Genomic DNA, 26180 nt, shown 5'->3' on the forward strand with positions numbered 1-26180 from the left:
CCGCGCGGGGTGCGGCCGCTTCGCTAAATTATAAATTCCCCACGCCACCGTCCATCTGCAGCTCGGCGCCGACCATAAAGGCCGACTCGTCCGCCGCCAGAAACACCGCCGCTTTGGCCAGCTCCAGTGCGCTGCCCATGCGGCCGATCGGCACCAGCGCGCGGATATCGTCGCGCAATGCCTGCTCATCCGCTTCCGCCAACCCCAGCTTACCCAACGCCGGGGTTTCGGTCGGGCCGGGGCTGAGGCCGTTGACGCGAATGCCGCGCGCGTGCAGCTCACCGGACAGCGTTCTGGCCAGCGACAGCAAGCCGGCTTTGCTGGCGGCATAGGCGCTGCTCTGCGGCAGGCCGATATGGGCGCTGACCGAACCGCACAGGATCACCGAAGAAGGGTTGGCCAGCAGCGGCAGCAACGCCTGGATCAGAAAAAACGGCCCCTTCAGGTTGATGTCCATCAGCCGCTGATAGCTCTGCTCATCCCACTCCTGCAGCGGGCGATGCATAACGTCGCCGGCGTTGATGTACAGCACGTCCAGCTGCGGCCACCGTTGCCCCAGCCGCTGCGCCAGTTCGCGCTGCTGCGGGATATCGCCGGCGTCGCTCAGCAGCAACAGCGCCTTGCCCGCCAATGCCTGGCCCGCCGCGTCCAGGGCGCTTTGGCTGCGCCCGGTGATCGCCACCGTCGCGCCCTCGGCGATGAACTGGCGGGCGGTTTCCAGCCCGATGCCGCTGGTGCCGCCGGTAATCAATGCGTATTTGCCTTGCAGTCGTGACATAACCGATTCCTCTTTAGCGTTAGTTGCGGCATTATTTGCGCTATAGTTCCTTTTGCATAGTAGGCACCTTTTGGATACTAGAGGGCGAGGTGGGATGAAATGACGGCGCAAGCGCCATTAGCGGCGGAAAATAATTTGGCGGCGTTGCCGACGCCGGGCGAATCCTGCCCGATGGTGGACTTCGTCAATCTGGTGTCGGGCAAGTGGGCGATACCGATCCTGTATCGGCTGATAATGATCGATGGCCCGGTACGATTCAGCGAACTGCAGCGGGCGGTGGCGCCCATTGCGCAAAAAGAGCTGACGCGCCAGCTGCGGCTGTTCGAGCAGCGCGGCCTGGTGACGCGGCAGGTGTTTCCCGAAGTGCCGCCGCGGGTGGAGTATCAGGTCACCGCGCTCGGTAAGTCGCTGCGGCCGACGCTCGATTCGCTGGCCGAGTGGATGCGTCGGCATGCGCCGCAGCTTATCGGCGGCTAGTCGCCGATGCCCGGTGGGTTGATGGCAGAGCGCTCGACCTTTTCGTCGCCTTCGCCCCAGCGCTCCAGCACCTGCGCGTATTCGCCGCTGACGATGACGCCGTTGATGGCGGCGTTGATGGCGTTTACCAGCCCATTGCCTTTCTTGCTGGTAACCGCGACGTAGGCCACGCTGGGGCCGATGCCGACCATTTTGGTCTTGCCGGTCAGCGCCGCCTTGTAGGCGCCGGTGGAGTGGGGGCCGAAGAACGCGTCGGCGCGCCCGGACTGAATGCTCAGGTTGGTGGCGGCGTCGTCGGTCACATAGATCGGCTGCACCGGCGGCAGCCCGGCGGCGCGGTTCTGTTTATCCCATCCCAGCAGAATGTTTTCCTGATTGGTGCCGGATCCGACGATGATCCGCAGCCCGGCGACGTCCTGAGGCCGGTTGATCGAGGTGATGTGGCTGGTGGATTTGACGTAAAAGCCCAGCGTGTCCACCCGATAGGTGGCGAAGTCGAATTTGGTCTTGCGCTGTTTGGTGACGGCGATGTTGAAGATCGCCGCATCGTATTTGCCGGCGCTGATGCCCAGCGGCCAATCTTCCCAGGAGGTGGGCACCAGATTCAGCGCCAGCCCGAGGCTGTCGGCCACCAGGCGGGCGATGTCCGGATCGCTGCCGATCAGCGTTTTATTGTCATCGGCGAACAGCGCCAGCGGTGGGGAGTTCTCGAACGCCACCGCCACCGTCAGCTTGCCGGGCACCGCAAAGTGAAAGTTCGCCGGAATCAGTGCGATAGCGGCCGGGTTCGGCTCTGCGCGTATCGGCTCTCGGTTAGCCTGCAGATCGATACCGCCCGCCGTGGCCGCCTGAACGGCCGCGCTCAGCAACAGCGCGCACAGCGCCGAAATCCTCAGTGGCATAACACCCTCTACTCTTTGTTAATCATGGGGTTACTATTGGCGGCGGCACGGGGCAAGTAAAGCAACAATAGTGAATAACCAAAGTGAAAAGATGCACAAGCGGGGCGCCGGCCTGCGCGAATCTGCAGCACTCGACGCGGAAAGTGCGCAATCAGGTTGAAAGCAGTAGAATTTGTCACTCATACTGCGTACAGCTAATTGTGTAAAACAAGGAACGCCAGATGGCCGAAGAAACGATTTTCAGTAAAATTATCCGCCGCGAAATCCCTGCTGATGTGGTTTATCAGGATGAACTGGTCACCGCTTTCCGTGACATCTCCCCTCAGGCACCCACCCATGTGCTGATCGTTCCCAACGTGCTGATCCCAACCGTCAACGACGTGACCGTGGAGCACGAAGCCGCGCTGGGCCGCATGATCACCGCCGCGGCGAAGATCGCCGAACAGGAAGGCATCGCCGAAGACGGCTATCGCCTGATCGTCAACTGCAACCGCCACGCCGGTCAGGAGGTCTATCATATTCATATGCACCTGGTCGGTGGCCGCTCGCTGGGGCCGCTGTTGTCACGTTAAGCGAGGAAATCATGCGCGGTAAAAAAACTCTGCGTGGTCTGGTGGCGTTGGCGTTGGCGTTGGCGTTGCCCGCCGCGTTGCTGATGGGGTGCAGCTCGCCGTCAGGCATCGCGGTCAATAAACGCCAAACGGTGGTGATGGATCCTTCGGTGCTGACCGCCGGCATTTTGGCCGATACGCCCTCGATTTCGAACGCCTCCGGGCGGGTGATGGCGACCTCGGTGCTCAACAACAGCCAATCGACGCCGGTCACCGTGCATTATCGTTTCTATTGGTACGACGCGCAGGGGCTGGATATTCGCCCCTTCGAGAAACCGCGCGAGATCGTCGTGGCGCCCGACTCGGACGCCAAAATCTACTCGATTAACGGCAACCTGGACGCCAAAAGCGCGCGTCTGTATCTGTACCTGTAAGCGCTTGCCAGGTTTGGAGAAAAAGCATGAAAAAGTACGTCTTAGTGGCGCTGGCCGCATTAACCCTGAGCGGCTGTCTGTCGCGTCCGCCTGAGCCGGATCAGCCGCTGCCGCCGGTCACCGTCGAGCCGGATCAACCGAATCCGCCGGTCGAGCAGCCACAGCCGCCAACCAGCGAGCCGGTGCCGCAGCCGCCGAAAATCCAGCAGCTTGACTGGCTGGGCAGCGTTCAGCCGCTGGTGGGGCAGATGCTGAAGGCCGATGGCGTCACGGCCGGCAGCGTGCTGTTGCTGGACAGCGTCAAGAACAATACCAACGGTTCGCTGCAGATGGGCAAAGCTACCGCTGCGCTGTACAAGGCGCTGGCGTCGAACTCCACCTTCAGCGTGGTGCCGGAAGCGAAGCTGACCAGCGCCCGACAAACGCTGGGCCTGTCGGCGGATGACAGCTTCGGTTCGCGCAGCAAGGCGATTGGCCTGGCGCGCATCGTCGGCGCGCAGTACGTGCTGTACAGCGACGTCAGCGGCGACGTGAAGTCGCCGGCGTTGGATATGCAGCTGATGCTGGTGCAAACCGGCGAGATCGTCTGGTCGGGCAATGGCGCCGTTAAACGCTGAGGCCGCGCTGCGACGATTGATGGAAACCAGACTGCCGGCGGTGAATACCGCCGGTTGTCATTTCAGCCCGGTGCAGGGGCTGACCGGCGAGAGCTGGCGCATCGACGGTGTGGGCATCACGCTGTTGGCGCGGCAGCACAGTGCGGAAAAACGCGCGCTGGGCGTGAGCCGCCGGCGGGAAGCGCGGGTCTTGCGCCGCTGCGCGCCGGGGCTGGGGCCATGGGTTTTCGCACAAAATAATCAGTGGCTTATCCTCGAATGGCTCGAAGGTGACGTCGTCACAGATACCGAGTTTGCGGCGCTGAATCAGCGCGGCGAGCTGGCGGCGATGGCGGCGGAACTGCACCGGCGGCCGCTCAGCGGTTACCGACTGGATCTGCGACGGCAGTTCCGCCGCTACTGGCAACAGCTGGATAGGCGGCGTTTAACCCCTGACTGGCTGCGCCTGCAGCGTCATTTTTTACGCAGCGCCTTACCACGGCCACTGCGCCTGGCGCCGCTGCACATGGACATCCATCCGGGCAATCTGCTCGCCACCGGCGAAGGGCTGCGGCTGATCGACTGGGAATATGCCGCCGACGGCGACGTGGCGCTGGATATCGCCGCGTTGTTTCGCGGCAACGGTTGGTCGGCCGGCCAGCAGCAGCACTTTTTGCAGCACTACGCGCGCCAGGGCTATCACGACGTCGCCCGGCTGCAGGCGCAGGTGCGCCGCTGGCTGCCGTGGGTGGATTATCTGATGCTGCTGTGGTTTGAAGTGCGCTGGCAGCAGAGCGGCGACGCCGAATTTTTGCGCTGGGGCGCGGCGGTGCGCCGGCGACTTTGTTTATCATCATCCGAATTCTGAACGAACAATAATGAAGTGAGGTGCCCGTGGGCCCAGTAATGCTAGATGTCGCCGGCTACGAGCTGGATGCAGAAGAACGCGAAATTTTGAAACACCCGCTGGTTGGCGGATTGATCCTGTTTACCCGCAACTTCCACGATGCGGAGCAGCTGCGTGAGCTGGTGCGCCAGATCCGCGCCGCCTCGCACGATCGGCTGGTGGTGGCGGTAGATCAGGAGGGCGGGCGCGTACAGCGCTTCCGCGAGGGCTTCACCCGCCTGCCGGCGGCGCAGTCGTTCGCCGCGTTGCACGATGCGCAGGAAGGCGGTCGTCTGGCGCAGGAGGCCGGCTGGCTGATGGCGGCGGAAATGATCGCACAGGATATCGACATCAGCTTTGCGCCGGTGCTGGACATCGGCCACGGCAGCGCGGCGATCGGCGAGCGTTCGTTCCACAGCGATCCGCAGCAGGCGCTGGCGATGGCGGAGCGCTTTATCCTCGGCATGCACAGTGCCGGCATGAAAACCACCGGCAAACACTTCCCGGGGCACGGCGCCGTCAGCGCCGATTCGCACAAGGAAACCCCGCGCGATCCGCGGCCGCTGGCGCAGATCCGTGAGCACGACATGGCGATCTTCCGCGAGCTGATCAATCGCCAGCTGTTGGACGCCGTCATGCCGGCCCACGTCATCTATACTGAAGCGGACCCGCGTCCGGCCAGCGGCTCGCCTTACTGGCTGCAGCAGATCCTGCGTCAGGAGCTGGGCTTCGAAGGCGTGATTTTCTCCGACGATCTGTCGATGGAAGGCGCCGCCATTATGGGCAGCTACGCCGAGCGCGGCCAGGCGGCGCTGGATGCCGGTTGCGACATGATCCTGGTGTGCAACCACCGCGAAGGTGCGGTCAGCGTGCTGGATAACCTGTCCCCGGTCAAAGCAGAGAAGGTGAAGCGGTTATATCATCGCGGTCAGTTCACCCGTCAGGAACTGCGCGACTCCGAGCGCTGGCAGCAGGCGCACAAGGCGCTCAGCGCGCTGAGCGAACGCTGGGAGGAGCACAAGCAGCGTTCGCAAGGGTGAATCCAGGCGCCGCGCCGCGGCGCAGAGCGGAAATGATGAGGGCCGCGCCCGCGGCCCTTGGCTTGTTGCGAGGATCCACATGATTATCTATTTGCACGGCTTCGATTCCACCAGTCCCGGCAATCATGAAAAGGTGTTACAGCTGCAGTTTATCGATCCGGACGTGCGCTTCATCAGCTACAGCACACTGCATCCGCGTCACGACATGCAGCATCTGTTGAAAGAGGTGGACAAGGCGGTGCAGCAGGGCGGCGACGCGCACCCGTTGATCTGCGGGGTCGGCCTCGGTGGTTTTTGGGCGGAGCGCATCGGCTTCCTGTGCGGCATTCGCCAGGCGATGTTCAACCCCAATCTGTACCCGGAAGAGCACATGCACGGCAAGATAGACCGGCCGGAAGAGTATCGCGATATCGCCACCAAGTGCGTGGAGGATTTCCGCGAGAAGAACCGCGACCGCTGTCTGGTGGTGCTGTCGCGGCACGACGAGGTGCTGGATAACCGGCGCAGCGCCGAATTGCTGCATCACTACTACGAAATCGTCTGGGATGAACAGCAGACGCACAAGTTCAAAAACATCTCACCCCATCTGCAGCGGATCAAGGCGTTCAAGGCGCTGGGTTAACAGTTTCATAACGCCGCCGCGAGCCGCGCTCCCCGTTTTGTACCGACGGAAAGTGCGGCTTTTTTGTACGCCAAGGTAAAGTTTTTCGTGGCAATCGGCAAAATTTAAAACTGTGACTCAGCGCTAACTATTTGAATCACAATCCCCAAAAAATCCCCGCGTCCAGCCTTTAACCAAAAAAATTTGATGTACGTCAATTTTGGTATGACCAAATAACCTCGCATGTTATTCTGGCCTTAGAGAGCCGATTTATTTTAAGCGAACCCTATGTATTCTAAGGATATTATTTATTTACCCTGGAATAACAAATGGTTCACATTTAGGGGGTTATTTTGACAACGCCAAAGAAGAAAATCGTTATTGTTGGCGGCGGCGCCGGTGGCTTGGAGCTGGCGACCAGCCTGGGCCATAAACTTGGCCGCAAGAACAAAGCGGAGATCACGCTGGTGGATCGCAACCACAGCCATTTGTGGAAACCGCTGTTGCACGAAGTGGCGACCGGTTCCCTCGATGACGGCGTGGATGCGCTCAGCTACCTGGCGCACGCGCGCAACCACCATTTCAGCTTCCAACTGGGGTCGTTGACCAACATCAACCGCGAGACGCAAACGCTGCAGCTGGCGCAGATCTGCGACGAGCAGGGCGGCGAGCTGGTGCCGGCGCGCGAATTGCCGTACGACATCCTGGTGATGGCGCTGGGCAGCACCTCGAACGATTTCGGTACGCCGGGCGTGAAAGAGCACTGCATCTTCCTGGATAACCCGCATCAGGCGCGTCGCTTCCACAACGAAATGCTCAACCTGTTCCTGAAGTTCTCGGCGCAGCCGGGGCAAAAAGAGCGGGTCAACATCGCCATCGTCGGCGGCGGCGCCACCGGCGTTGAGCTGTCCGCCGAACTGCACAACGCGGTGAAGCAGCTGCACAGCTACGGTTTCGAAGGCCTGGACAACAGCGCATTGAACGTGACGCTGGTGGAAGCCGGCGAGCGCATTCTGCCGGCGCTGCCGCCGCGCATTTCCGCTGCGGCGCACCAGGAGCTGATCAAACTGGGCGTACGCGTGCTGACCAACACCATGGTGACCAGCGCGGACGCCAAAGGCCTGAACACCAAGGGCGGCGAGTTCATCGACGCCGATCTGATGGTATGGGCGGCCGGCATCAAGGCGCCGGACTTCATGAAAGACATCGGCGGCCTGGAAACCAACCGCATCAACCAGCTGGTGGTGGAGCCGACGCTGCAGACCACGCGCGATCCGAACATCTTCGCCATCGGCGACTGCGCCTCCTGCCCGAAAGAGGGCGGCGGTTTCGTGCCGCCGCGCGCCCAGTCGGCGCACCAGATGGCCTCGTGCTGCGCCACCAATATTCTGGCGCTGATGAACGGCCAGACGCTGAAGCCATACGTGTATAAAGACCACGGCTCGCTGGTGTCGCTGTCGCGCTTCAGCACCGTCGGCAGCCTGATGGGCAACCTGATGCGCGGCTCGATGATGGTGGAAGGGCGCATCGCGCGCTTCGTTTACATCTCGCTGTACCGCATGCACCAGGTGGCGCTGCACGGCTACATCAAAACCGGCCTGATGATGCTGGTAGGCGGCATCAACCGGGTGATCCGCCCGCGTCTGAAAATGCACTGATCCTGCCTTCGTCGACCAACCCGCGCCGGTTCGCCCGCGCGGGTTTTTTTATGGCGGCGCGAGGCGAACGGCGGCGGTTGTTTGATTCTTCAGCATAAGCTGTCGTCGGCATGGGTAAAATTCTTAAGATTCCTCCTAAACAGCGGCAAAACGGCCGTTTTCCCGCATTTTTGGTCCCCTTGTCTTATTGCGGGCCCTCAAATCATTGTGCAGACTTTACCTCGTTTACAGACGGCGCGTCGCGCACGCCGTAAACCGGGATACCGCAAGCCGCCCATGCGCAAAATAATAAGCGCGGTGCAGCCGGTCACAGACCCCGGACAAAATGCGTGGTAACACTTTCAGGAGGTTTCCTGTGAACAAATCAATGTTAGCCGGTGTTGGGATTGGTATCGCTGCCGCTCTGGGGATTGCCGCGGTAGCCAGCCTGGACGTCTTTTCTGCCGGTCCGCAGTACGCGCAGGTGCTCGCCGCAACGCCGATTAAAGAAACCATCAAAACGCCGCGTCAGGAATGCCGCAACGTCACCGTTACGCATCGTGCGCCGGTGCAGGATGAAAACCGCATCGCCGGTTCTGTGCTGGGCGCAGTGGCGGGCGGCGTGATCGGCCACCAGTTCGGCGGCGGTCGCGGGCGCGACGTGGCGACCGTGGTCGGCGCGCTGGGCGGCGGTTATGCCGGCAACCAGGTGCAAGGGGCGATGCAAAACAACGACGTCAGCACCAGCGTTCAGCAGCGTTGCAAAACGGTCTACGACAAGTCTCAGAAAATGCTGGGTTATGACGTGACCTACAAGATCGGTAATCAGCAGGGCAAGATCCGCATGGATCACGATCCGGGCACGCAAATCCCGTTGGACAAAAACGGCCAGCTGGTGCTGAACAGAGCCTGATCGCCACATTCGAATTAAGCCCGCGGGCAGTGTTAGTTCTGATCGTTTAACCCGGTTAAGCGAGCGGCGTTAACATTGACGCGGGTTTCTGTTTTCTGCCTGCCCAAAAATTTGCGATCGTTCTAATGTCTGCGTGCGATATCACTGGGCAAAACTTCAAAAAAGCCCCCGTGTTTGTTATATTATTGTGCAATTAAGCGGTGTGTTCGGCGCCAATCGCCGCACCGGTAAAACCCGAGTATTTCGTCTCGCAGAGATAACGACATGTTAGATTTTCGCTTTCCGACAGCGTTGCAAATGGTCCTTAGCGTCGCCGTAGCTGAGAAGCAGGGCATGCGTTCGACGAGCGCCACCCTCGCCGCCGCTCTGGAAGCCAACCCCAGCTTTATCCGCAAACTGATGGTCCCGCTGACTAAAGACGGCATCATCGTTTCTACCCTGGGCCGAAACGGCTCTATCCACCTTGGCCGCCCGGCGGAAGAGATCACCCTGCGGGACATCTATCTGGCAGTGATCGACGACAAGCGCATCTGGGCTTCCCGCCCTGAAGTGCCGGCCCGCTGCCTGGTGAGCGCCAACGCCTGCTGGTATTTCAAATCGGTGGTGAACGAGGCCGAGCAGGCTTCGCTCGCGGTGCTGGCCCGCCATACCGTGGCCGATTCGCTGGCCGAACTGGAGCGGGGCGACAAGCGCGCCTGCGCGGAATACGCCGCCGAGCAACAAGAGGCCGAAGCCGCCGGTAAATAATCGCGGTTCGCATGCATAAAAAAGGTCGGGCAATGCCCGACCTTTTTGCATGTTAAGACGATGATTACGCCGTCTGCGGCTGCGCTTTGCGTGCCACCAGGCGCCGGAGAGTGACGTAGAACACCGGCGTTAGGAACAGCCCGAACAGGGTGACCCCCAACATGCCGGAGAACACCGTGATGCCGGTGACGCCACGCACCTCGGCGCCGGCGCCGTGACCGAGGATCAGCGGGATGGTGCCGGCGATGAAGGCGATGGAGGTCATCACGATCGGCCGCAACCGCAGGCGACAGGCCTCCAGTGCCGCTTCGACGATGCCTTTGCCCTGCATTTCCAGCTCGCGGGCGAACTCGACGATCAGAATGGCGTTCTTGCAGGCCAGCCCCATCAGAACGACCAACCCGACCTGCACGAACACGTTGTTGTCGCCGCCGGTCAGCCACACGCCGAACAGCGCCGACAGCATGGTCATTGGCACGATCAGGATCACCGCCAGCGGCAGCGTCCAGCTTTCGTACAGCGCCGCCAGCGCGAGGAACGCCAGCAGCACCGCTACCGGGAACACCACCAGCGCGGCGTTGCCCTGGGTCGATTGTTGGTAGCTCAGATCGGTCCACTGGATGTTCATGCCGTTCGGCAGCAGCTTGCCGGCCATCTGCGTCAGCGCGCCCATCGCCTGGGTAGAGGAGAGCACGCGCGGATCGGCGTCGCCGATCAGGTCCGCCGCCGGGAAGCCGTTATAATGGATCACCGGATCCGGCCCGTAGGTGGTGCCGATGCTGACCATACTGCCGATCGGCACCATTTCGCCCTTGTCGTTGCGGGTGCGCAGGTTGGCGATGTCCTCCACGCTGTCGCGGAACTGGCCGTCGGCCTGCGCCATCACCTTCCAGGTGCGGCCGTAGCGGTTGAAGTCGTTGATGTAAGACGAACCGAGGTAGGTCTGCAGCGTGCTGAACAGCGCATTAAGCGGTACCCCTTGCGCCTTGGCCTTGTCGCGATCGATTTTGGCGTCCAGCTGCGGCACGTTGGCCTGATACGAAGAGATCGGGAACCCCATCCCCGGCGTTTGCATAATGGCGCCGGACAGGGTGTTGATCGCCGTTTGCAATGCGCCGTAGCCCGGCCCGGCACGATCCTGCACGTACAGTGAATAGCCGGAGCCCTGGCCGATGCCGAGGATCGGCGGCGGCATGATTGAGAAGGCGAAGCCTTCCTGAATCTGTGAAATGCGTGCGTTGATCTCGGCGTTGATCTGCGCCGCGGTGCGGGTACGGGTGCTCAACGACTCCAGCGCGAAGAACACCGTGCCGGTATTCGGCGTATTGGTGAACTGCAGCGCATTCAGGCCGGGGAAGGCCACCGCATCGGTGACGCCGTCCACGCTCAGGCCGATGGCGCTCATCTTGCGGATCACCGCATCGGTGCGCTCCAGCGAGGCGCCTTCCGGCATCTTCACGCCGCCGATCAGGTACAGCTTGTCCTGCGTCGGGATAAAGCCGCCGGGCACGGTCTTGAACATCACCCCGGCGGCGGCCAGCAGCAGCAGGTAGACGACGAACACCGCGCCGCGCCGGCCCAGCACGCGGGAGACGCCGCGCTGGTAGCGTTGCGAACCGCTGGCGAAGAAGCGGTTGAACGGCCGGAACAGCCAACCGAACAGCCGGTCGATCAGGCGCGACGGCAGATCTTTCGGCGCGCCGTGCGGTTTAAGCAAGCGCGCCGCCAGCGCCGGCGACAGGGTCAGCGAGTTGATGGCGGAGATCACCGTCGAGATGGCGATGGTGACGGCGAACTGCTTGTAGAACTGGCCGGTAACGCCGGAGAGGAACGCCATCGGCACGAACACCGCACACAGCACCACGGCGATGGCGATGATCGGGCCTGAGACCTCGCGCATCGCCTGGTGCGCCGCCGCCAGTGGCGACAGCCCCTCTTCTATATTACGCTCGACGTTTTCCACCACCACGATGGCGTCATCCACCACGATGCCGATCGCCAGCACCAGCCCGAACAGGCTGAGGGTATTGAGCGAGAAGCCCAGCATATACAGCACGGCAAAGGTGCCGACTACGGAGATCGGGACCGCCAGCAGCGGAATGATCGAGGCGCGCCAGGTCTGCAGGAACAGAATGACCACCAGCACCACCAGGATCACCGCTTCCAGCAGGGTATCCACCACCGCGCGGATCGAATCGCGCACGAACACCGTCGGATCGTAAGGCGATTTCCAGCTCATGCCGTCCGGGAAGCGGGTCGCCAGCTCGGCCATCTTGCCGCGCACTGCGTCCGACAGCTCGATGGCGTTGGCGCCCGGCGACTGGAAGATACCGATACCGACCGCATCCTTGTTGTTGAGCTGGGCGCGCAGCGCGTAGCTGCCGGAGCCCATTTCGATGCGCGCCACGTCGCGCAGCCGCACGATCTCGCCGTTGTCGCCGCTCTTGAGGATGATGTTGCCGAACTCTTCTTCGGTTTGCAGGCGGCCCTGGGCGTTGATCGACAGCAGATAGTCGCTGCGCGTCGGCATCGGCTCCGCGCCGAGCTGGCCGGCGGAGACCTGCACGTTTTGCTCCTGCATGGCGCTCACCACATCGGAGGCGGTCAGGCCACGCGCGGCAACCTTGTTCGGATCGAGCCAGATGCGCATCGCATACTCACCGGCGCCGAAAATCTGCACCTGGCCGACGCCCGGCAGACGGGCCAGCTCATCCTTGACCTTCAGGGTGGCGTAGTTGCGCAGGTACAGCGAATCGTACTTGCCGGAAGGCGATACCAGATGCACCACCAGCGTCAGCGCCGGAGACTGCTTCTGAGTGGTGATGCCCTGGCGGCGCACGTCTTCCGGCAGGCGCGCTTCGGCCTGCGCCACGCGGTTTTGCACCTGCACCTGCGCCTGATCGGGATCGGTGCCCGGGCGGAAGGTGACGGTGGTCACCAGCACGCCGTCGGAACCGGCGACCGATTTCATGTACATCATGTTTTCGACGCCGTTGATCGCTTCTTCCAGCGGCGTGGCCACCGTTTCAGCGATCTCTTTCGGGTTGGCGCCCGGGTATTCGGCGCGCACCTGCACGCTGGGCGGCACCACGTCCGGGTACTCGCTGATCGGCAGCAGCGGGATGGCGATCGCTCCGGCGACAAAAATCAGGATCGACAGCACCGCGGCAAAGATCGGCCGGTCGATAAAAAAACGGGAAAAGTCCATGGGTCAGAAGTCTCTGCTGGGAGCTTAGTTAAGTGCGGAGGCGATAGGGTTCATGGCGACGGCTTTCGCGTCGACCGGCATGCCCGGCATAAACACTTTCTGCATGCCGTCGACGATCACCCGATCGCCGTTTGCCAACCCTTTCTGCACGATGCGCAATCCTTCGGCCATGCGGCCCACGTCGATGTCGCGGCGCTGCGCCTTGCCGTCTTTATCGACGATGTAAACGAATTTGCGGTTCTGGTCGGTCATCACCGCTTTATCGTCGATCAGCATGGCGTTGAACTCGGCGCTGCCGGGCATCTGTACCCGGGCGAACAGCCCCGGCGTGAAGCGGCGCTCGCGGTTATCGAGCAGGGCGCGCATGCGGATGGTGCCGGTCCCGGCGTTCAGCTGGTTATCGGTGAAATCCACCAGCCCCTGATGCGGGGTGCCGTCTTCGCCTACCAGGCCGACTTTCACCGGCAGGCGCGCGTCGTGCCGGCCCTGCTGCTGATAGCGCAGGAAGGTGGCTTCATCCACGTCGAAATAGACGTAGACCTTGTCGAGCGACACCAGCGTCGTCAGCACGCTGGCGCTGTCGCCGGCGGTGACCAGGTTGCCGGCGGTGATCATTGCGCGGCTGGCGCGCCCGTCAATCGGCGCGGTAACGCGGGTAAAGTCGAGATTCAGCTGCGCCATATCGAGCTGGGCCTGCGCTGCCAGCACGTTGCTTTGCGCCTGCGCGGCGGACGACCGGCGCTGCTCCCAAACTTCCTGAGAGATGGCCTGAGTGCCGATCAGTTTCTCGGTGCGCGAGGATTCGCTGCGCGCCAGGGCGGCCTGGTTGCGAGCCCGCACCAGCTCCGCCTGCGCCTGTTCGCGTGCGGCGCGGTAGGTGCGATCGTCGATGGTGAACAGCACCTGGCCTTTCTTCACCTCGTCGCCTTCGGTGTAGTTGACCCGCTCGATGTAGCCGGAGACCCGTGGGCGCAGCTGCACGCTTTGCACCGCTTCGACCCGGCCGTTGAAGGCATCCCATTGGCTGATCGGCTTGACCACCACGCTGGCGGCGCTGACCACCGGCGGCGGTGGCGGGGCGTTGTGTGCGACGCTGTTGTCGCACCCGGCGAGCAGGGCGGCCAACAGCGCCACCCCGGAGAGCCGCTGGCCCAGAGCGACGGCGCGCGTGCGGCCGCCGGCATTGAACGATGAGTTTGGTTGATTTGCCATTATTTTTATTCCGATAAGTAAGCGCGGTCAGGCCCCATACCCGGCCCTGTTCTCCGGGATTCGCCCCTGCGCCGGCGTGCGGCGAGGGGGCGGCTGCGTCGTGTAGCGGCGCAGCGTTAGGTTTTGAAACACATTGGTGTCACATTAATGTATCAATATCGGTTACATTAATTTGGTGGAGTATAGTGGCGGCTTTCCGGTAAATGCAATAATAAAAATTGCATTTAAAGCGAAACTGTTGCAACGTATGTGCATCGGGCAGAGGGTGACCCTGCCGAATGATGGGAGCATCAGCATGAACACTACGGGCTTTATTACCGATTTGAAGGCGTGGATCGACAACAATCTGGAAGAAAAACTGGATATCAACACCGTGGCGGACCGCGCGGGCTATTCCAAATGGCATCTGCAGCGCATGTTCAAGCGCCAGACCGGCTACGCGCTGGGGGAGTATATCCGCATGCAAAAACTGAAAGTGTCGGCGGAGCGCCTGGCCAACAGCGGCGAGCCTATCGTCAGCGTGGCGATTTCGCTCGGCTTCGACTCACAGCAGTCGTTCAACCGCAGCTTCAAACGCCAATTTGGCCAAACGCCGGGCGACTGGCGCCGCGCGTTGGCGCAGCCGGCGTCCATGGGGCGCGCGCACCACTGAGCGGTTGGGCAGTGGGGATAAAAAAGCCTGAATTTGCGTTCGGGCTTTTGTGTCTTTACCCGTGGGGATTCAAAAGTTGGCGCAACTGCCTGACTTCGCCACCGTGTCGCTGTCGCGGCAGAATATGCGAATCGCCTCGTTGAGGGAGTTTGAACGAGAAGGCGTCCAGTAGTTTTCAATGACCAGGTAGCGAACGGTGTGCTGGCGGGAGTGGAAGCCAAGGACGTCAAATATGCCTTCAATAGCGGCAAGTACAGGGTTTGACGAGTCGATTTCATAACGAATATCGACGATGGCCGCCTCCGGCGCCATCCAGGTGCGATTGGAAAGCGGCGGCACGCGAAACTTGAATGAGGCGTTCGCGGATAGGCGCTGGCCATCGAGCTCTTTAAATTCTGCGGCGGGAACATAGCTCTGGTTGCCGCCCGGCAAGGTAATCTGCCCTTTTTCGTCGCGGGTGGCATACACATCCTCGGTGACTTTGTAGATCACTTGCTGGACGTCGGGGGGAATGATGCGGAAGGAGGTTACGGTACGATCCGAAGGCGTGTCATTCGTCAGTTGGAACTCATAGGCTCTTCCGACGGATTGAACGAAAGCTAATGAAACGTTGCCGGCGAAGTACTGATAGGTGGCGCCCAATATCGCCACGAGAATCCCCGAGCCTACCAAAAATGCCGATACTTTCGCCAAACGGTTATTTGATTTTGCTTTAACGGGGCCTGTCTTTGGCCGCGGGGCATTGCCTTTCTTCTTACGCGCCACGTTTCTCCCTTGCATTATGCATTGGCCTATCTTTATGAGGGCATTATGGTCGACAGCTTATGCCGCTGTCGAGGGGGCTCCCTCCCGGTCGGTGCGCTATGCATACAAAAAAGCCTGAACTTTCGCTCAGGCTTTCTCGTTAGAATATGGCGGTGAGGGAGGGATTGATTCGCTGCGCTCACCCTGCGGGCCGCCGTTGGCGGTCCAAAACGCAGGCGTTTTGTCGAACCCTGTCGAGGGTTCTCACCCTCCCGGTCAGTGCGCTATGCATGCAAAAAAGCCTGAACTTTCGCTCAGGCTTTCTCGTTAGAATATGGCGGTGAGGGAGGGATTGATTCGCTGCGCTCACCCTGCGGGCCGCCGTTGGCGGTCCAAAACGCAGGCGTTTTGTCGAACCCTGTCGAGGGTTCTCACCCTCCCGGTTGGTGTGCTATGCATACAAAAAAGCCTGAACGCGAGTTCAGGCTTCTTCGTAGAATATGGCGGTGAGGGAGGGATTGATTCGCTGCGCTCACCCTGCGGGCCGCCGTTGGCGGTCCAAAACGCAGGCGTTTTGTCGAACCCTGTCGAGGGTTCTCACCCTCCCGGTCGGTGCGCTATGCATACAAAAAAGCCTGAACGCGAGTTCAGGCTTCTTCGTAGAATATGGCGGTGAGGGAGGGATTGATTCGCTGCGCTCACCCTGCGGGCCGCCGTTGGCGGTCCAAAACGCAGGCGTTTTGTCGAACCCTATCGAGGGTTCTCACCCTCCCGGTCAGTGCGCTATGCATGCAAAAAAGCCTGAACGCGAGTTCAGGCTTCTTCGTAGAATATGGCGGTGAGGGAGGGATTCGAACCCTCGATACACTTTCGCGTATACACACTTTCCAGGCGTGCTCCTTCAGCCACTCGGACACCTCACCATATTTTTTTGTTGCGAAATCATCGCTGCAACGGGGCGCTACTATAGGGAGTGGGGCCGATCCGGTCAAGAATAATTTCTGTGTTTTTGTTCGTCCGCTCAAGCCGTGCGCACTTTGCTGAAAACTGCGGCGAACGGCAGGGCACATGTCATGAATGGGTGAGAAAATCAGCGGTAAAGTTCGTGGATAACCGACGGTAATGGGGATCACTGTCGCAGAGGGGGAAAGATGCTCGCCCCTCTCGTCGGTGCACCATGCAAAAAAAGCCTGGACGCGAATCCAGGCTTTCTCTTTGAATTTGGCGGTGAGAGAGGGCTTGATTCGCTGCGCTCACCCTGCGGGCCGCCGTTGGCGGTCCAAAACGCAGGCGTTTTGTCGAACCCTGTCGAGGCTTCTCGCCCCTCTCGTCGGTGCACCATGCAAAAAAAGCCTGGACGCGAATCCAGGCTTTCTCTTTGAATTTGGCGGTGAGAGAGGGCTTGATTCGCTGCGCTCACCCTGCGGGCCGCCGTTGGCGGTCCAAAACGCAGGCGTTTTGTCGAACCCTGTCGAGGCTTCTCGCCCCTCTCGGCGGTGCACCATGCAAAAAAAAGCCTGGACGCGAATCCAGGCTTTCTTTTTGAATTTGGCGGTGAGAGAGGGGTTCGAACCCTCGATACACTTTCGCGTATACACACTTTCCAGGCGTGCTCCTTCAGCCACTCAGACACCTCACCGTTTTGTTGCCGGAAACGCTTTGCGCTGTCGACGGGCGCTAATGTAGGAGAATCTGATCTCAGCGTCAACCCTCTTATTCCATTCTCATGACTGTTTAGCCAAACTTGCAGCAATTTGCTGATTTACCGAACGATATTCCCACTCGCGGCCGCCGGCGGGCAGGGCAGGCAGCGGTTGGAATCCATGAAAGACGATTATTTGACCTTTTTCTGTACAGGCAGCTCAATATGTCGCCAATGAGATTGGGTTGTTTGATGTTATATGCATTAATACTGGATTATTAGTCAGATGTGTCGCTAAATGGAATCATGTCGGCGCGGCGTTTTTGGCAAGGAATATCACGACGCCGCGCAGATTGCCGGGTGACAGGCCGGCGATATCGCAGACAGGGACAGACTCATTACATAATAATGCAGTAGAGGTTCGTTTTGACTCCTTCAGATGCCATGCCGGCGCCGCAAGCGCGCCATGCCATTCCCCCCGGTGCGGGGGCGCTGTTCTTCATCCAGATCTTCGCCACGCTGGGCTTCGCCGTGCTTTACTCTACGCTGGTGCTGTACGCCACCAAGCGGCTGGGCTTCAACGAAAGCAGCGCCAACGCCATGATGGGCGTATTCGGCGCCTTCAACTATGGCCTGCACATGTTCGGCGGTTACCTCGGCGGCCGATTCCTCAGCAACCGCAATCTGTTCGTGCTCGGCATGGTGCTGCAGGTGATCGGCTGCGCGCTGATTGCCGTTGCGGGCGTGTGGGGGCTGTACTGGGGGCTGGCGATGTTCCTGACCGGCAGCGGCCTCAACGTCACCTGCATCAATATGATGCTCACCCAGCGTTTCAAGCCGGACGATGATCGGCGCGAATCGGCGTTCCTGTGGAACTACGCCGGTATGAACCTCGGGTTCTTCGTCGGCTTTACCGTCGCCGGTTATTTCCAACTGACGGAAAACTACCGCGCGCTGTTCCTGTTCGCCACGCTGGGCAACGCGGCGGCGATCATCGTCGCCGTCTGCCGCTGGCGCATTCTGGCGGATCTCAATACCCCGCTGCACGACGCCAGCCGCAGCCAATACCGCTGGCGCATGCTGGTCGGGTTAGCGGTGCTGGTGGCGCTGGTGCCGATTATCCGCGTGATGCTGACCCATGCCGAATTCAGCGGCCACTTCGTGATCGTGCTCGGTGCGCTGATCTTCCTGATGCTGTGCGTGGTGACGCTGCGCCACCATCCGCGCGATGAGCGCCGCAGAATGGCGGCCTATCTGATCCTGGCGCTGGGCTCGCTGGTGTTTTGGGCGCTGTACCAGCTGGCACCGATGGGGCTGATGCTGTTCTCCGAGCACAACATCAACCTGAACGTTTACGGCATTCAGGTGGCGCCGCAGTGGATCCAGAACATCAACACGCTGGTGATCGTGGTGGGCGGCCCGCTGCTGGCCTGGTGGTTCAACCGCCTGCGCGCTCGCGGTTGCAACATCGACATTCCGCTGCAGTTCTCCGGATCGCTGTTCTGCATCGGATTGGGCATGCTGGTGCTGCCGCTGGGTATCAGCATGGCGGGCGGCGACGGGCTGGTGGCATTCAAATGGATCGTTATCAGCTATGTGCTGCAAAGCGTCGGTGAATTGATGATCTCGCCGATCGGCTACGCGATGATCGGCAAGCTGGCGCCGCCGCGTTATCAGGGCGTGATGATGGGCTGCTGGATGATGGTGACCGGCGTCGCCTCGGTGCTGGCGGGCTACGTCTCCGGCCTGATGCCGGAAAACAGCGGCAGCACGCCGCTGCAAACCAACCCCGGCTACAGCGAAATCTTCAGCGTGCTGGGCTGGGGGGCGACGGGCGTCGGCGTGGCGATGCTGATTCTCATTCCGCTGCTGCGACGCCTTATCCGGCGCGACGGCCCGTCTGCCGCCTGATTCGCTAACATGCACAACAGCCCCACTGGTCGGGGCTGTTTTTATTTTGGGCTTTAACGCTTGCATCCGGCGGCGAATCGCGGAAGGCTGGAGGAAAACCAATAAAAACAAACGGGAGCCCGCAGTATGAACATCATTTATTACCACCCCTTGTTTAACGCCCAGGAATGGCTGGCCGGCATCAAACAACGCCTGCCGCAGGCCGAGATCCGCGAGTGGCAGCGCGGCGACGAGCGGCCGGCCGATTACGCGCTGGTGTGGCGCCCGCCGCACGAGATGCTGGCCAACCGCCGCGATCTGAAAGCGGTGTTCGCCCTCGGCGCCGGCGTTGACGCGATCCTCGATCAGGAGCGCAAGCACCCCGGCACGCTGCCCGCCGGCGTGCCGCTGCTGCGGCTGGAGGATACCGGCATGGCGCAGCAGATGCAGGAGTATGCGCTGAGCTATGTGCTGCGCTATTTCCGCCGTTTCGACGAGTATCAGGCGCTGCAGCAGCGGCAGGAGTGGCAGCCGCTCGATCCACACTCGCTGGATGATTTCACCATCGGCATTCTCGGCGCCGGCGTGCTGGGGCAGAGCGTGGCGCGCAAGCTGACCGAGTTTGGCTTTAGCGTGCGCTGCTGGAGCCGCAGCGCCAAACAGATCGATGGCGTGCAAAGCTTCGCCGGAGAGGCGCAGCGCGCGGCCTTCCTCGACGGCGTCAAATTGGTGATCAACCTGCTGCCCAATACGCCGGAGACCGTCGGCATCCTCAACCGCGAGCTGTTCGCGCAGTTGAGCACGGGTGCCTATCTCATCAACATCGCGCGCGGCGCGCATCTGGTGGAGGCCGATCTGCTGACGGCCTTGGATCAAGGGCAACTGGCCGCCGCCACGCTGGACGTGTTCGCCCGCGAGCCGCTGCCGCAGGATCACCCGTTCTGGCGTCATCCGCGTGTCACCATTACCCCGCATATTGCTGCCATCACGTTGCCGCAGCAGGCGATGGATCAGATCGTCGCCAACATCCGCGCGCTGGAGGCGGGGCATGCCCCGGCCGGCGTGGTCGACAGGCAGCGGGGTTACTGATCCTTCAGCCGCCGTTCGGTAACTGATAAGCTGTTATCGTCATCGCGCCTGTCCGTACCTTTGCGGGCGGGCCCTCTGGAAGGAGAAACAATGTACCCCGTTGATTTGCATATGCACACCGTCGCCAGCACCCACGCCTACAGCACGCTGCACGATTACATCGCCGAAGCCCAGCAGAAGGGCATCAAGCTGTTCGCCATCACCGATCACGGCCCGGACATGGCCGATGCGCCGCACTACTGGCACTTTATGAACATGCACGTGTGGCCGCGCCTGGTGAACGGCGTGGGCATTTTGCGCGGCATCGAAGCCAACATCAAAAACCTTCAGGGCGACATCGACTGCACCGGCCCGATGTTGACCGCCACCGACGTAATCATCGCCGGTTTCCATGAGCCGGTGTTTGCGCCGCAGGATAAAGCGTCCAATACTGAAGCGATGATCGCCGCAATGGCGCAGGGGGACGTGCATATCATCAGCCACCCCGGCAACCCGCGCTACCCGATCGACATTCCCGCCGTCGCGGCGGCGGCGGCCAAATACGAGGTGGCGCTGGAGCTGAATAACTCGTCGTTCACCCACTCCCGCAAGGGCAGCGAGGCCAACTGCCGGACGATCGCCGCCGCGGTGCGCGATGCCGGCGGCTGGCTGGCGCTGGGCTCGGATTCGCACGTCGCCTTTTCGCTGGGTAACTTTGAGCACTGCGAGCGCATTATCGAAGAGGTGGGCTTCCCGCAGGAGCGCATTCTCAACGTTAGCCCGCGCCGGTTGCTGGACTTTCTCGAGCGGCGCGGCAAGCCGGCGATTGCGGAACTGGCTGATTTGTGACATCGTCCCGGCAAAATTTTCCGTATTGTATAAGGCATTATCATGAATGAGTTTTCCATTGTCTGCCGCGTGCTGGGTACGCTGTTCTACCGTCAGCCGCAGGATCCGCTGCTGGTGCCGCTGTTCGCGCTGATCAAAGAGGGCAAGCTGCAGCAGCACTGGCCGCTGGAGCAGGATGACCTGCTGAAGCGCCTGCAGCAGGGCTGCGACGTCAACCAGCTGGCGACCGACTTCAACGCGATGTTCGTCGGCAGCGAATGCAGCGTGTCGCCGTTCCGCTCCGACTACGTCGAAGGCGCCAGCGAGGCGGAAGTGCGCACCTTCCTGCAGCAGCGCGGCATGCCGCTGGCGGAGGCGCCGGCCGACCATTTCGGCCAGCTACTGTTGGCGGCGTCCTGGCTGGAAGATCAGTCGCAGGAAGATGAAGCGCAGGCGCAGATTGCCCTGTTCGACGAGTTCCTGCTGCCATGGTGCGGCCGCTTCCTCGGCAAAGTGGAAGCGCACGCCACCACCGCTTTCTACCGCACGCTGGCACTGATGACCCGCAACGCCATCCAGGCGATGCGCGACGAGCTGGCGGAGTACGAGCAGGACGACGAAGCGGGCGACGAAGAAGCGTAACGCCGCAGCTCATCCCGGCGGGCCGCCCGGCCCGCCGAACCGCTAAACACAGGTTTGCATCCCCCAGACGTAAATTGACAAAAGTTCCCCTAATCTGGCGGTTTACCATCGGTTCGGCCGCGCCTGCGCGCCGCGCTTTTTCACGCAAGGGGTAGATGATGAAAAGTAACTGGATGCAGCAGATTCAAACGTTGATCGGTCAGAAGGCCGGCGCGATGGGCGGAGCGGAAGGCATCGGCAAGCTGCTGGCGCCCACGGCGCTGGGTGGCCTGGTCGGCGTGCTGTTGGCCAACAAATCCTCGCGCAAGCTGGTGGGCAAGTTCGGCAAGAATGCGCTGATCGTCGGCGGCAGCGCGGCGGTGGGGGCGGTGCTGTGGAACAAGTACAAGCAGCGGGTGAAGGAGACCCATCAGGGCGAACCGAGGTTCGGTTTGCAAACCACGCCGGTGGATCTGCGCGCCAAACGCCTGGTGCAGGCGCTGGTGTTCGCCGCCAAGAGCGACGGCCATATCGATGCCGACGAGCAGCGCGCCATCGATCACAGCCTGGCGCAGCTGCAGGTGGGGGAGGAGGCGCAGGGCTGGGTGCAGGAAGCGCTCGATCAGCCGCTCAACCCGGAATTGATCGCCCGCAGCGTGCAAAACGAAGACGAGGCGCTGGAGGTTTACTATCTGAGCTGCCTGGTGATTGACGTCGACCACTTTATGGAGCGCGGCTACCTCGATGCGCTGGCGCAGGCGCTGAAGATCCCGGCGGACGTCAAGCAGGGCATCGAGAGCGACGTCAACGAGAAAAAACGCGAGCTGGCATAGCGCCGCTTGGCAAGCCGGGGGGAATCGTGTCACTCTTGCCGCAATCTATGTAAGCGGATGATTTAGCAATGATGACCCCACCGAAAGCGGAAAAACGCCCTTATCCCATCACCATCCACGGCGACACGCGCGTGGATGACTATTACTGGCTGCGCGACGACGAGCGCGCAGACCGCCAGGTGCTGGACTACCTGCAGGCGGAGAACGCCTACACCGATGCGATGCTGAAACCGCAGCAGGCGCTGCGCGAAACCCTGTACGAAGAGATGGTGGCGCGCATTCCGCAGCAGGAACATTCGGTGCCTTACGTGCGCCACGGCTATCGCTATCAGACGCGCTATGAGCCGGGCAACGAATACGCGATTTCCGTGCGCCAGCCGCAGGCCGAGAGCGAGCACTGGGAAGTGCTTATCGACGGCAACCAGCGCGCCGAGAACCACGAGTTTTACACCCTGGGCGGGCTGGACGTCAGCCCCGACAACCAGCGGCTGGGGGTGGCGGAGGATTTCCTGTCGCGCCGCCAGTATGACATTCGCTTCAAGAACCTGGCCGACGGCAGCTGGGCGGACGAAGTGTTGGAGAACACCTCCGGCAGCTTCGAGTGGGCCAACGACTCCTCGACGGTGTACTACGTGCGCAAGCACGCCAAGACGCTGTTGCCGTATCAGGTCTATCGTCACGTGGTGGGCAGCGATCCGCAGCAGGACGAGCTGATTTACGAAGAGCGGGACGATACTTTCTACGTCGGGTTGGAGAAGACCACATCTGAGCGCTTTATCCTGATCCACCTGAGCAGCACCACCACCTCGGAGATCCTGCTGCTGGACGCCGATCGTGCGGACGCCAAGCCGCAGCTGTTCGTGCCGCGCCGCAAGGATCACGAATACGCCATCGATCACTATCACCAGCATTTCTACATCCGCTCCAACAAGGACGGCAAGAACTTCGGCCTGTACCAAAGCGAACAGGCGGACGAAGCGCAGTGGCAGACGCTGATCGCCCCGCGCGCCGACGTGATGCTGGAGGGCTTCAGCCTGTTCCGCGACTGGCTGGTGGTGGAGGAGCGCAGCGCTGGCCTGACGCTGCTGCGCCAGATCCACTGGCAGACTGGCGAAGAGAAGCGCATCGCCTTCGACGATCCGACTTACACCACCTGGCTGGCGTATAACCCGGATCCGGATACCGCGCTGCTGCGCTACGGCTATTCGTCGATGACCACCCCGACCACGCTGTACGAGCTGAACATGGACAGCGGCGAGCGGACGATGCTCAAGCAGCAGGAAGTGAAGAACTTCACGCCGGAAAATTACCGCAGCGAGCGAGTGTGGGTGAAGGCGCGCGACGGCGTCGAGGTGCCGGTCTCGCTGGTGTATCGCCAGGACAGCTTCCAGCGCGGTGCCAACCCGCTGATGGTGTACGGCTACGGCTCCTACGGCAGCAGCATGGATCCGGCGTTCAGCGCCAGCCGCCTGAGCCTGCTCGATCGCGGTTTTGTGTTCGTGCTGGCGCACATTCGCGGCGGCGGCGAGCTGGGGCAGCTGTGGTATGAAGACGGCAAGCTGTTCAACAAGCAGAACACCTTCAACGATTTTATCGACGTGACCGAAACGCTGGTCGCCCAAGGGTACGGCGACGGCAAGCGGGTGTTCGCCATGGGCGGCAGCGCCGGCGGCCTGCTGATGGGGGCGGTGATCAACCAGGCGCCGCAGCTGTTCCACGGCGTGGTGGCGCAGGTGCCGTTCGTCGACGTGGTGACCACCATGTTGGACGAGTCGATCCCGCTGACCACCGGCGAATACGACGAGTGGGGCAACCCGAACGAGCAGGCCTATTACGACTACATCAAGCAGTACAGCCCGTACGATCAGGTGAAGGCGCAGGCATACCCGCATCTGCTGGTGACCACTGGCCTGCACGATTCACAGGTGCAGTATTGGGAGCCGGCCAAGTGGGTGGCCAAGCTGCGCGAGCTGAAAACCGACGATCGGCAGCTGCTGCTGTATACCGACATGGATGCAGGCCACGGCGGCAAGTCCGGGCGCTTCAAGGCCTATGAGGATATTGCGCTGGAGTACGCCTTCATTCTTGCGCTGGCGGAGTAACGACGAACGGCGGGCGGCCAGCGCCGCCCGCCTTGTTAGCCAATCAGATAGTATTTCAGCGTGTGCTTCATGTCCGGGCTCAGATCGTCGATGGATTTCAGCATCCAGCGCAGATAGCCGGGGTCTTCCTGGGCGATGCGATCGATCTCCTGCCCGCGATACTTGCCGAATTTGAACTTCTTCAGCAGCACCGGTTGTTCGGTGATCTGCACCATTTGCTCCGGCGTCCAGCCCGAATCCTTGATGATGCGTTGCAGCAGCGCGGCGGTGACGTAGCAGTCATACAGTGCGCGGTGCGGGTACAGCGTGGCGTCTGCCGGTAGCTGCACGTCCAGGTTCAGCGCGTAGCGCAGATATTGGTTGCCGTACTTGATGTCCGGATACAGCGTGCGCGCCAGCTTGAGGGTGCAGATCCAGGCGCCGTTCATCTCCGGCAGCACGCCGCGATCGAAAGCGGCGTTGTGCGCCACGTAGTAGGGGCTGCCCTGATAGCGGCCGATCGCCACCGCGATGCGCGGTTTGCCTTCCACCATTTGCTCGGTGATGTGATGAATCGCCATCGCGTCGAGGCTGATGGGGCGATCCGGGCTGACCAGATCGCTCATCGGGTTGGTTAACTGACCGTCGAGCAGATCGAGGGAGGCCACTTCTACCACGCCGCCGTCCAGCCCGCAGGTCTCGGTATCTATTACGCGTAACGTCATGTTTTCCTCCGCGTTGCCGTCAGCCCTCAGCTTAACCGGCACCGGCGGCCGTGCCAACCGTCGGAAGTCTTGTCGGCGATGATCAGACTTGAGGCGTCATCCGGCGCGGCAACCAGGAGCGCTCCCGTGTTATCCCAGATGGCGCTGCGGCCTGCCGGGATCCAGCCACCGGTCGGTGCCGCATGGTTGGCCATCAGCGTGACCATACCGTAACGCCGGGCATAGTCTGCCAGCGCTGCGCTGTCTTTCGCGTAACCGGCTTCAGATACCAGCACGCCGGCGGCATAAATGTGCGCACCCGCCCGTGCGGCGGCGCTCGCGTGGTCGGGCTCCGAAGTATCGGCACAGATAGCCAGCGCGATGTTGTGGTGATGGAGTTCCAGCAACGAGCCGCCATCGCCGGGCGCGAAGTATTGCTGTTCCGCGCCGTGCAGATGCTGTTTGGTATAGGTAGTCAATGCGCCGTTGGGGTGAAAGATCAAGGCGGCGATATGCAATGCCGGGCCACTGCGCAAAGGCGCGCCGACGACGATTGTCATCTGCCGTGATTGCGCCGCTGCACTGAGCGGCAGCAGGCGAGGATCGTCCAGCGTCAGCGCCAGTTCGGCAGCATTGGCCAACTCATAGCCGCTCAGCGACAGCTCGGGAAAAACCAGCAGCTGCACCTGCTGATCTGCTGCCTGCGCAACAAATTCAAGGTGACGTTCAAGGTTGCAGGCGATATTGGCCGCTGCAGCGGGGTATTGGGCGGCGGCAAGGGTGAGGCAGGACATCGGCCATCTCTCCAGTGAGGCAATAAAAAACCCGCCTTGGCGGGTTTAATGACGGATGGAAGGACGCTTACTCACCAGACGGATGCGCTTTTTTGGCGCGTTTCTCCGCACGTTTCTCAGCTGGGGTTTTCAACGGCTTCTTCTTCGCATTCTTTTTGCTATCCATTCCCTTACTCATGATGGCCTCTCGTTACCTATGATTGGGTGGCTTGCTCAGCCATTAACCGCCTAAAGCCAAGAGGATGCAAGCGGCAAAGTGCAGCTTTAGGTTAACCGGCTGTTTGTGCATGAAATTTTGTTTTTGGATGACCGGGTGCTAAAAACAAATATTATGTTATAAT

The 26180-nt window shown here is 61.3% G+C and carries 24 protein-coding genes, 2 tRNA genes and 4 other RNA genes; 17 read left to right on the forward strand and 13 right to left on the reverse strand.

What is annotated here, in order from left to right; translation table 11 throughout:
* Positions 1-28: 28 nt before the first annotated feature.
* Positions 29-778 (reverse strand): SDR family oxidoreductase, encoded by a 750-nt coding sequence (locus tag C3F38_RS12000; RefSeq protein WP_055317131.1) that lies wholly within the window; start codon positions 776-778, stop codon positions 29-31.
* A 99-nt stretch (positions 779-877) separates the two neighbouring features.
* Here C3F38_RS12000 and C3F38_RS12005 point away from each other — a divergent pair, with 99 nt between their 5' ends.
* On the forward strand, positions 878-1255 hold the full coding sequence (locus C3F38_RS12005; protein ID WP_072145090.1) for a helix-turn-helix domain-containing protein: 378 nt from the start codon (positions 878-880) through the stop codon (positions 1253-1255).
* On the opposite strand, the gene C3F38_RS12010 is transcribed toward C3F38_RS12005, so the two are convergent.
* Positions 1252-2157: a transporter substrate-binding domain-containing protein gene (locus tag C3F38_RS12010; protein WP_038875543.1), complete on the reverse strand. Its 906-nt coding sequence runs from the start codon at positions 2155-2157 to the stop codon at positions 1252-1254. The two genes, C3F38_RS12005 and C3F38_RS12010, sit on opposite strands and share 4 nt — an antisense overlap.
* A 221-nt stretch (positions 2158-2378) precedes the next feature.
* Between C3F38_RS12010 and hinT the strand changes: the two genes are divergently transcribed.
* The 9 genes from hinT to C3F38_RS12055 all read left to right on the forward strand — a co-directional run bounded on the left by hinT (position 2379) and on the right by C3F38_RS12055 (position 9562).
* The gene (gene hinT / locus C3F38_RS12015; RefSeq protein WP_004928776.1) at positions 2379-2729 is read left to right on the forward strand and encodes a purine nucleoside phosphoramidase; all 351 of its coding nucleotides are present in this window, start codon (positions 2379-2381) and stop codon (positions 2727-2729) included.
* An 11-nt stretch (positions 2730-2740) separates the two neighbouring features.
* Positions 2741-3142, forward strand: a complete 402-nt coding sequence (locus C3F38_RS12020) for a YcfL family protein (RefSeq protein WP_055317132.1) — start codon at positions 2741-2743, stop codon at positions 3140-3142.
* 26 nt (positions 3143-3168) lie between these two features.
* The gene (lpoB, locus tag C3F38_RS12025) at positions 3169-3759 is read left to right on the forward strand and encodes a penicillin-binding protein activator LpoB (protein ID WP_038875549.1); all 591 of its coding nucleotides are present in this window, start codon (positions 3169-3171) and stop codon (positions 3757-3759) included.
* Complete coding sequence (gene thiK / locus C3F38_RS12030) at positions 3740-4606, forward strand: thiamine kinase (RefSeq protein WP_055312611.1); 867 nt, start codon at positions 3740-3742, stop codon at positions 4604-4606. The genes lpoB and thiK overlap by 20 nt, the downstream gene beginning before the upstream one ends.
* A 38-nt stretch (positions 4607-4644) precedes the next feature.
* The gene (gene nagZ, locus C3F38_RS12035; protein WP_038875555.1) at positions 4645-5664 is read left to right on the forward strand and encodes a beta-N-acetylhexosaminidase; all 1020 of its coding nucleotides are present in this window, start codon (positions 4645-4647) and stop codon (positions 5662-5664) included.
* Between the two features lie 79 nt (positions 5665-5743).
* Positions 5744-6286, forward strand: coding sequence for an alpha/beta hydrolase YcfP (ycfP, locus tag C3F38_RS12040; protein ID WP_033638056.1), 543 nt, complete (start codon positions 5744-5746; stop codon positions 6284-6286).
* Between the two features lie 332 nt (positions 6287-6618).
* Positions 6619-7923: an NAD(P)/FAD-dependent oxidoreductase gene (locus C3F38_RS12045; protein WP_055317133.1), complete on the forward strand. Its 1305-nt coding sequence runs from the start codon at positions 6619-6621 to the stop codon at positions 7921-7923.
* Positions 7924-8278: 355 nt separating this feature from the next.
* A complete protein-coding gene (locus C3F38_RS12050; protein WP_168166356.1) occupies positions 8279-8815 on the forward strand; it encodes a glycine zipper 2TM domain-containing protein in 537 nt (178 codons plus the stop codon).
* A gap of 264 nt (positions 8816-9079) precedes the next feature.
* On the forward strand, positions 9080-9562 hold the full coding sequence (locus C3F38_RS12055; protein WP_047727782.1) for an Rrf2 family transcriptional regulator: 483 nt from the start codon (positions 9080-9082) through the stop codon (positions 9560-9562).
* A gap of 64 nt (positions 9563-9626) precedes the next feature.
* Here the strand turns inward: C3F38_RS12055 and sdeB are convergent, their stop codons facing one another.
* Complete coding sequence (gene sdeB, locus C3F38_RS12060; RefSeq protein WP_103767493.1) at positions 9627-12770, reverse strand: multidrug efflux RND transporter permease subunit SdeB; 3144 nt, start codon at positions 12768-12770, stop codon at positions 9627-9629.
* A 24-nt stretch (positions 12771-12794) separates the two neighbouring features.
* Complete coding sequence (sdeA, locus tag C3F38_RS12065) at positions 12795-13982, reverse strand: multidrug efflux RND transporter periplasmic adaptor subunit SdeA (RefSeq protein ID WP_055313789.1); 1188 nt, start codon at positions 13980-13982, stop codon at positions 12795-12797.
* A 295-nt stretch (positions 13983-14277) separates the two neighbouring features.
* Between sdeA and C3F38_RS12070 the strand changes: the two genes are divergently transcribed.
* On the forward strand, positions 14278-14634 hold the full coding sequence (locus tag C3F38_RS12070) for a helix-turn-helix domain-containing protein (RefSeq protein WP_048233868.1): 357 nt from the start codon (positions 14278-14280) through the stop codon (positions 14632-14634).
* 69 nt (positions 14635-14703) lie between these two features.
* Here C3F38_RS12070 and C3F38_RS12075 read toward each other — a convergent pair whose 3' ends face one another.
* From C3F38_RS12075 to C3F38_RS12105, 7 genes are all read right to left on the reverse strand, one after another.
* Positions 14704-15399, reverse strand: coding sequence for a hypothetical protein (locus C3F38_RS12075; RefSeq protein ID WP_139108063.1), 696 nt, complete (start codon positions 15397-15399; stop codon positions 14704-14706).
* Between the two features lie 147 nt (positions 15400-15546).
* Positions 15547-15666, reverse strand: a non-coding RNA gene (locus tag C3F38_RS12080) — RtT sRNA.
* 47 nt (positions 15667-15713) lie between these two features.
* Positions 15714-15833: non-coding RNA, RtT sRNA (locus C3F38_RS12085), on the reverse strand.
* 46 nt (positions 15834-15879) lie between these two features.
* Positions 15880-15999, reverse strand: a non-coding RNA gene (locus C3F38_RS12090) — RtT sRNA.
* Between the two features lie 46 nt (positions 16000-16045).
* Positions 16046-16165, reverse strand: a non-coding RNA gene (locus C3F38_RS12095) — RtT sRNA.
* A gap of 46 nt (positions 16166-16211) precedes the next feature.
* A tRNA-Ser gene (locus tag C3F38_RS12100) sits at positions 16212-16301 on the reverse strand.
* Between the two features lie 626 nt (positions 16302-16927).
* Positions 16928-17017: transfer RNA gene (locus C3F38_RS12105), tRNA-Ser, on the reverse strand.
* Between the two features lie 447 nt (positions 17018-17464).
* Here C3F38_RS12105 and C3F38_RS12110 point away from each other — a divergent pair.
* From C3F38_RS12110 to C3F38_RS12135, 6 genes are all read left to right on the forward strand, one after another.
* Positions 17465-18931, forward strand: a complete 1467-nt coding sequence (locus tag C3F38_RS12110; protein ID WP_049194085.1) for a peptide MFS transporter — start codon at positions 17465-17467, stop codon at positions 18929-18931.
* 126 nt (positions 18932-19057) lie between these two features.
* Complete coding sequence (gene ghrA, locus C3F38_RS12115; RefSeq protein WP_047727776.1) at positions 19058-19999, forward strand: glyoxylate/hydroxypyruvate reductase GhrA; 942 nt, start codon at positions 19058-19060, stop codon at positions 19997-19999.
* A 90-nt stretch (positions 20000-20089) separates the two neighbouring features.
* Positions 20090-20827, forward strand: a complete 738-nt coding sequence (locus tag C3F38_RS12120; protein ID WP_038875855.1) for a phosphatase — start codon at positions 20090-20092, stop codon at positions 20825-20827.
* A 42-nt stretch (positions 20828-20869) separates the two neighbouring features.
* On the forward strand, positions 20870-21448 hold the full coding sequence (locus C3F38_RS12125; RefSeq protein WP_055317665.1) for a molecular chaperone: 579 nt from the start codon (positions 20870-20872) through the stop codon (positions 21446-21448).
* 158 nt (positions 21449-21606) lie between these two features.
* Complete coding sequence (locus C3F38_RS12130; protein ID WP_048233870.1) at positions 21607-22260, forward strand: tellurite resistance TerB family protein; 654 nt, start codon at positions 21607-21609, stop codon at positions 22258-22260.
* A 68-nt stretch (positions 22261-22328) separates the two neighbouring features.
* On the forward strand, positions 22329-24362 hold the full coding sequence (locus C3F38_RS12135) for a S9 family peptidase (protein ID WP_055317666.1): 2034 nt from the start codon (positions 22329-22331) through the stop codon (positions 24360-24362).
* A 35-nt stretch (positions 24363-24397) separates the two neighbouring features.
* Here the strand turns inward: C3F38_RS12135 and exoX are convergent, their stop codons facing one another.
* Entirely contained in the window at positions 24398-25066 is a 669-nt protein-coding gene (gene exoX / locus C3F38_RS12140) for an exodeoxyribonuclease X (protein WP_004928833.1), read from the reverse strand.
* Positions 25067-25092: 26 nt separating this feature from the next.
* Complete coding sequence (locus C3F38_RS12145) at positions 25093-25839, reverse strand: carbon-nitrogen hydrolase family protein (RefSeq protein WP_055317667.1); 747 nt, start codon at positions 25837-25839, stop codon at positions 25093-25095.
* Positions 25840-26180: the final 341 nt, after the last annotated feature.

The organism is Serratia sp. SSNIH1 (assembly GCF_002935055.1).
In the GTDB taxonomy this organism is placed as follows: Bacteria; Pseudomonadota; Gammaproteobacteria; order Enterobacterales; family Enterobacteriaceae; genus Serratia; species Serratia nevei.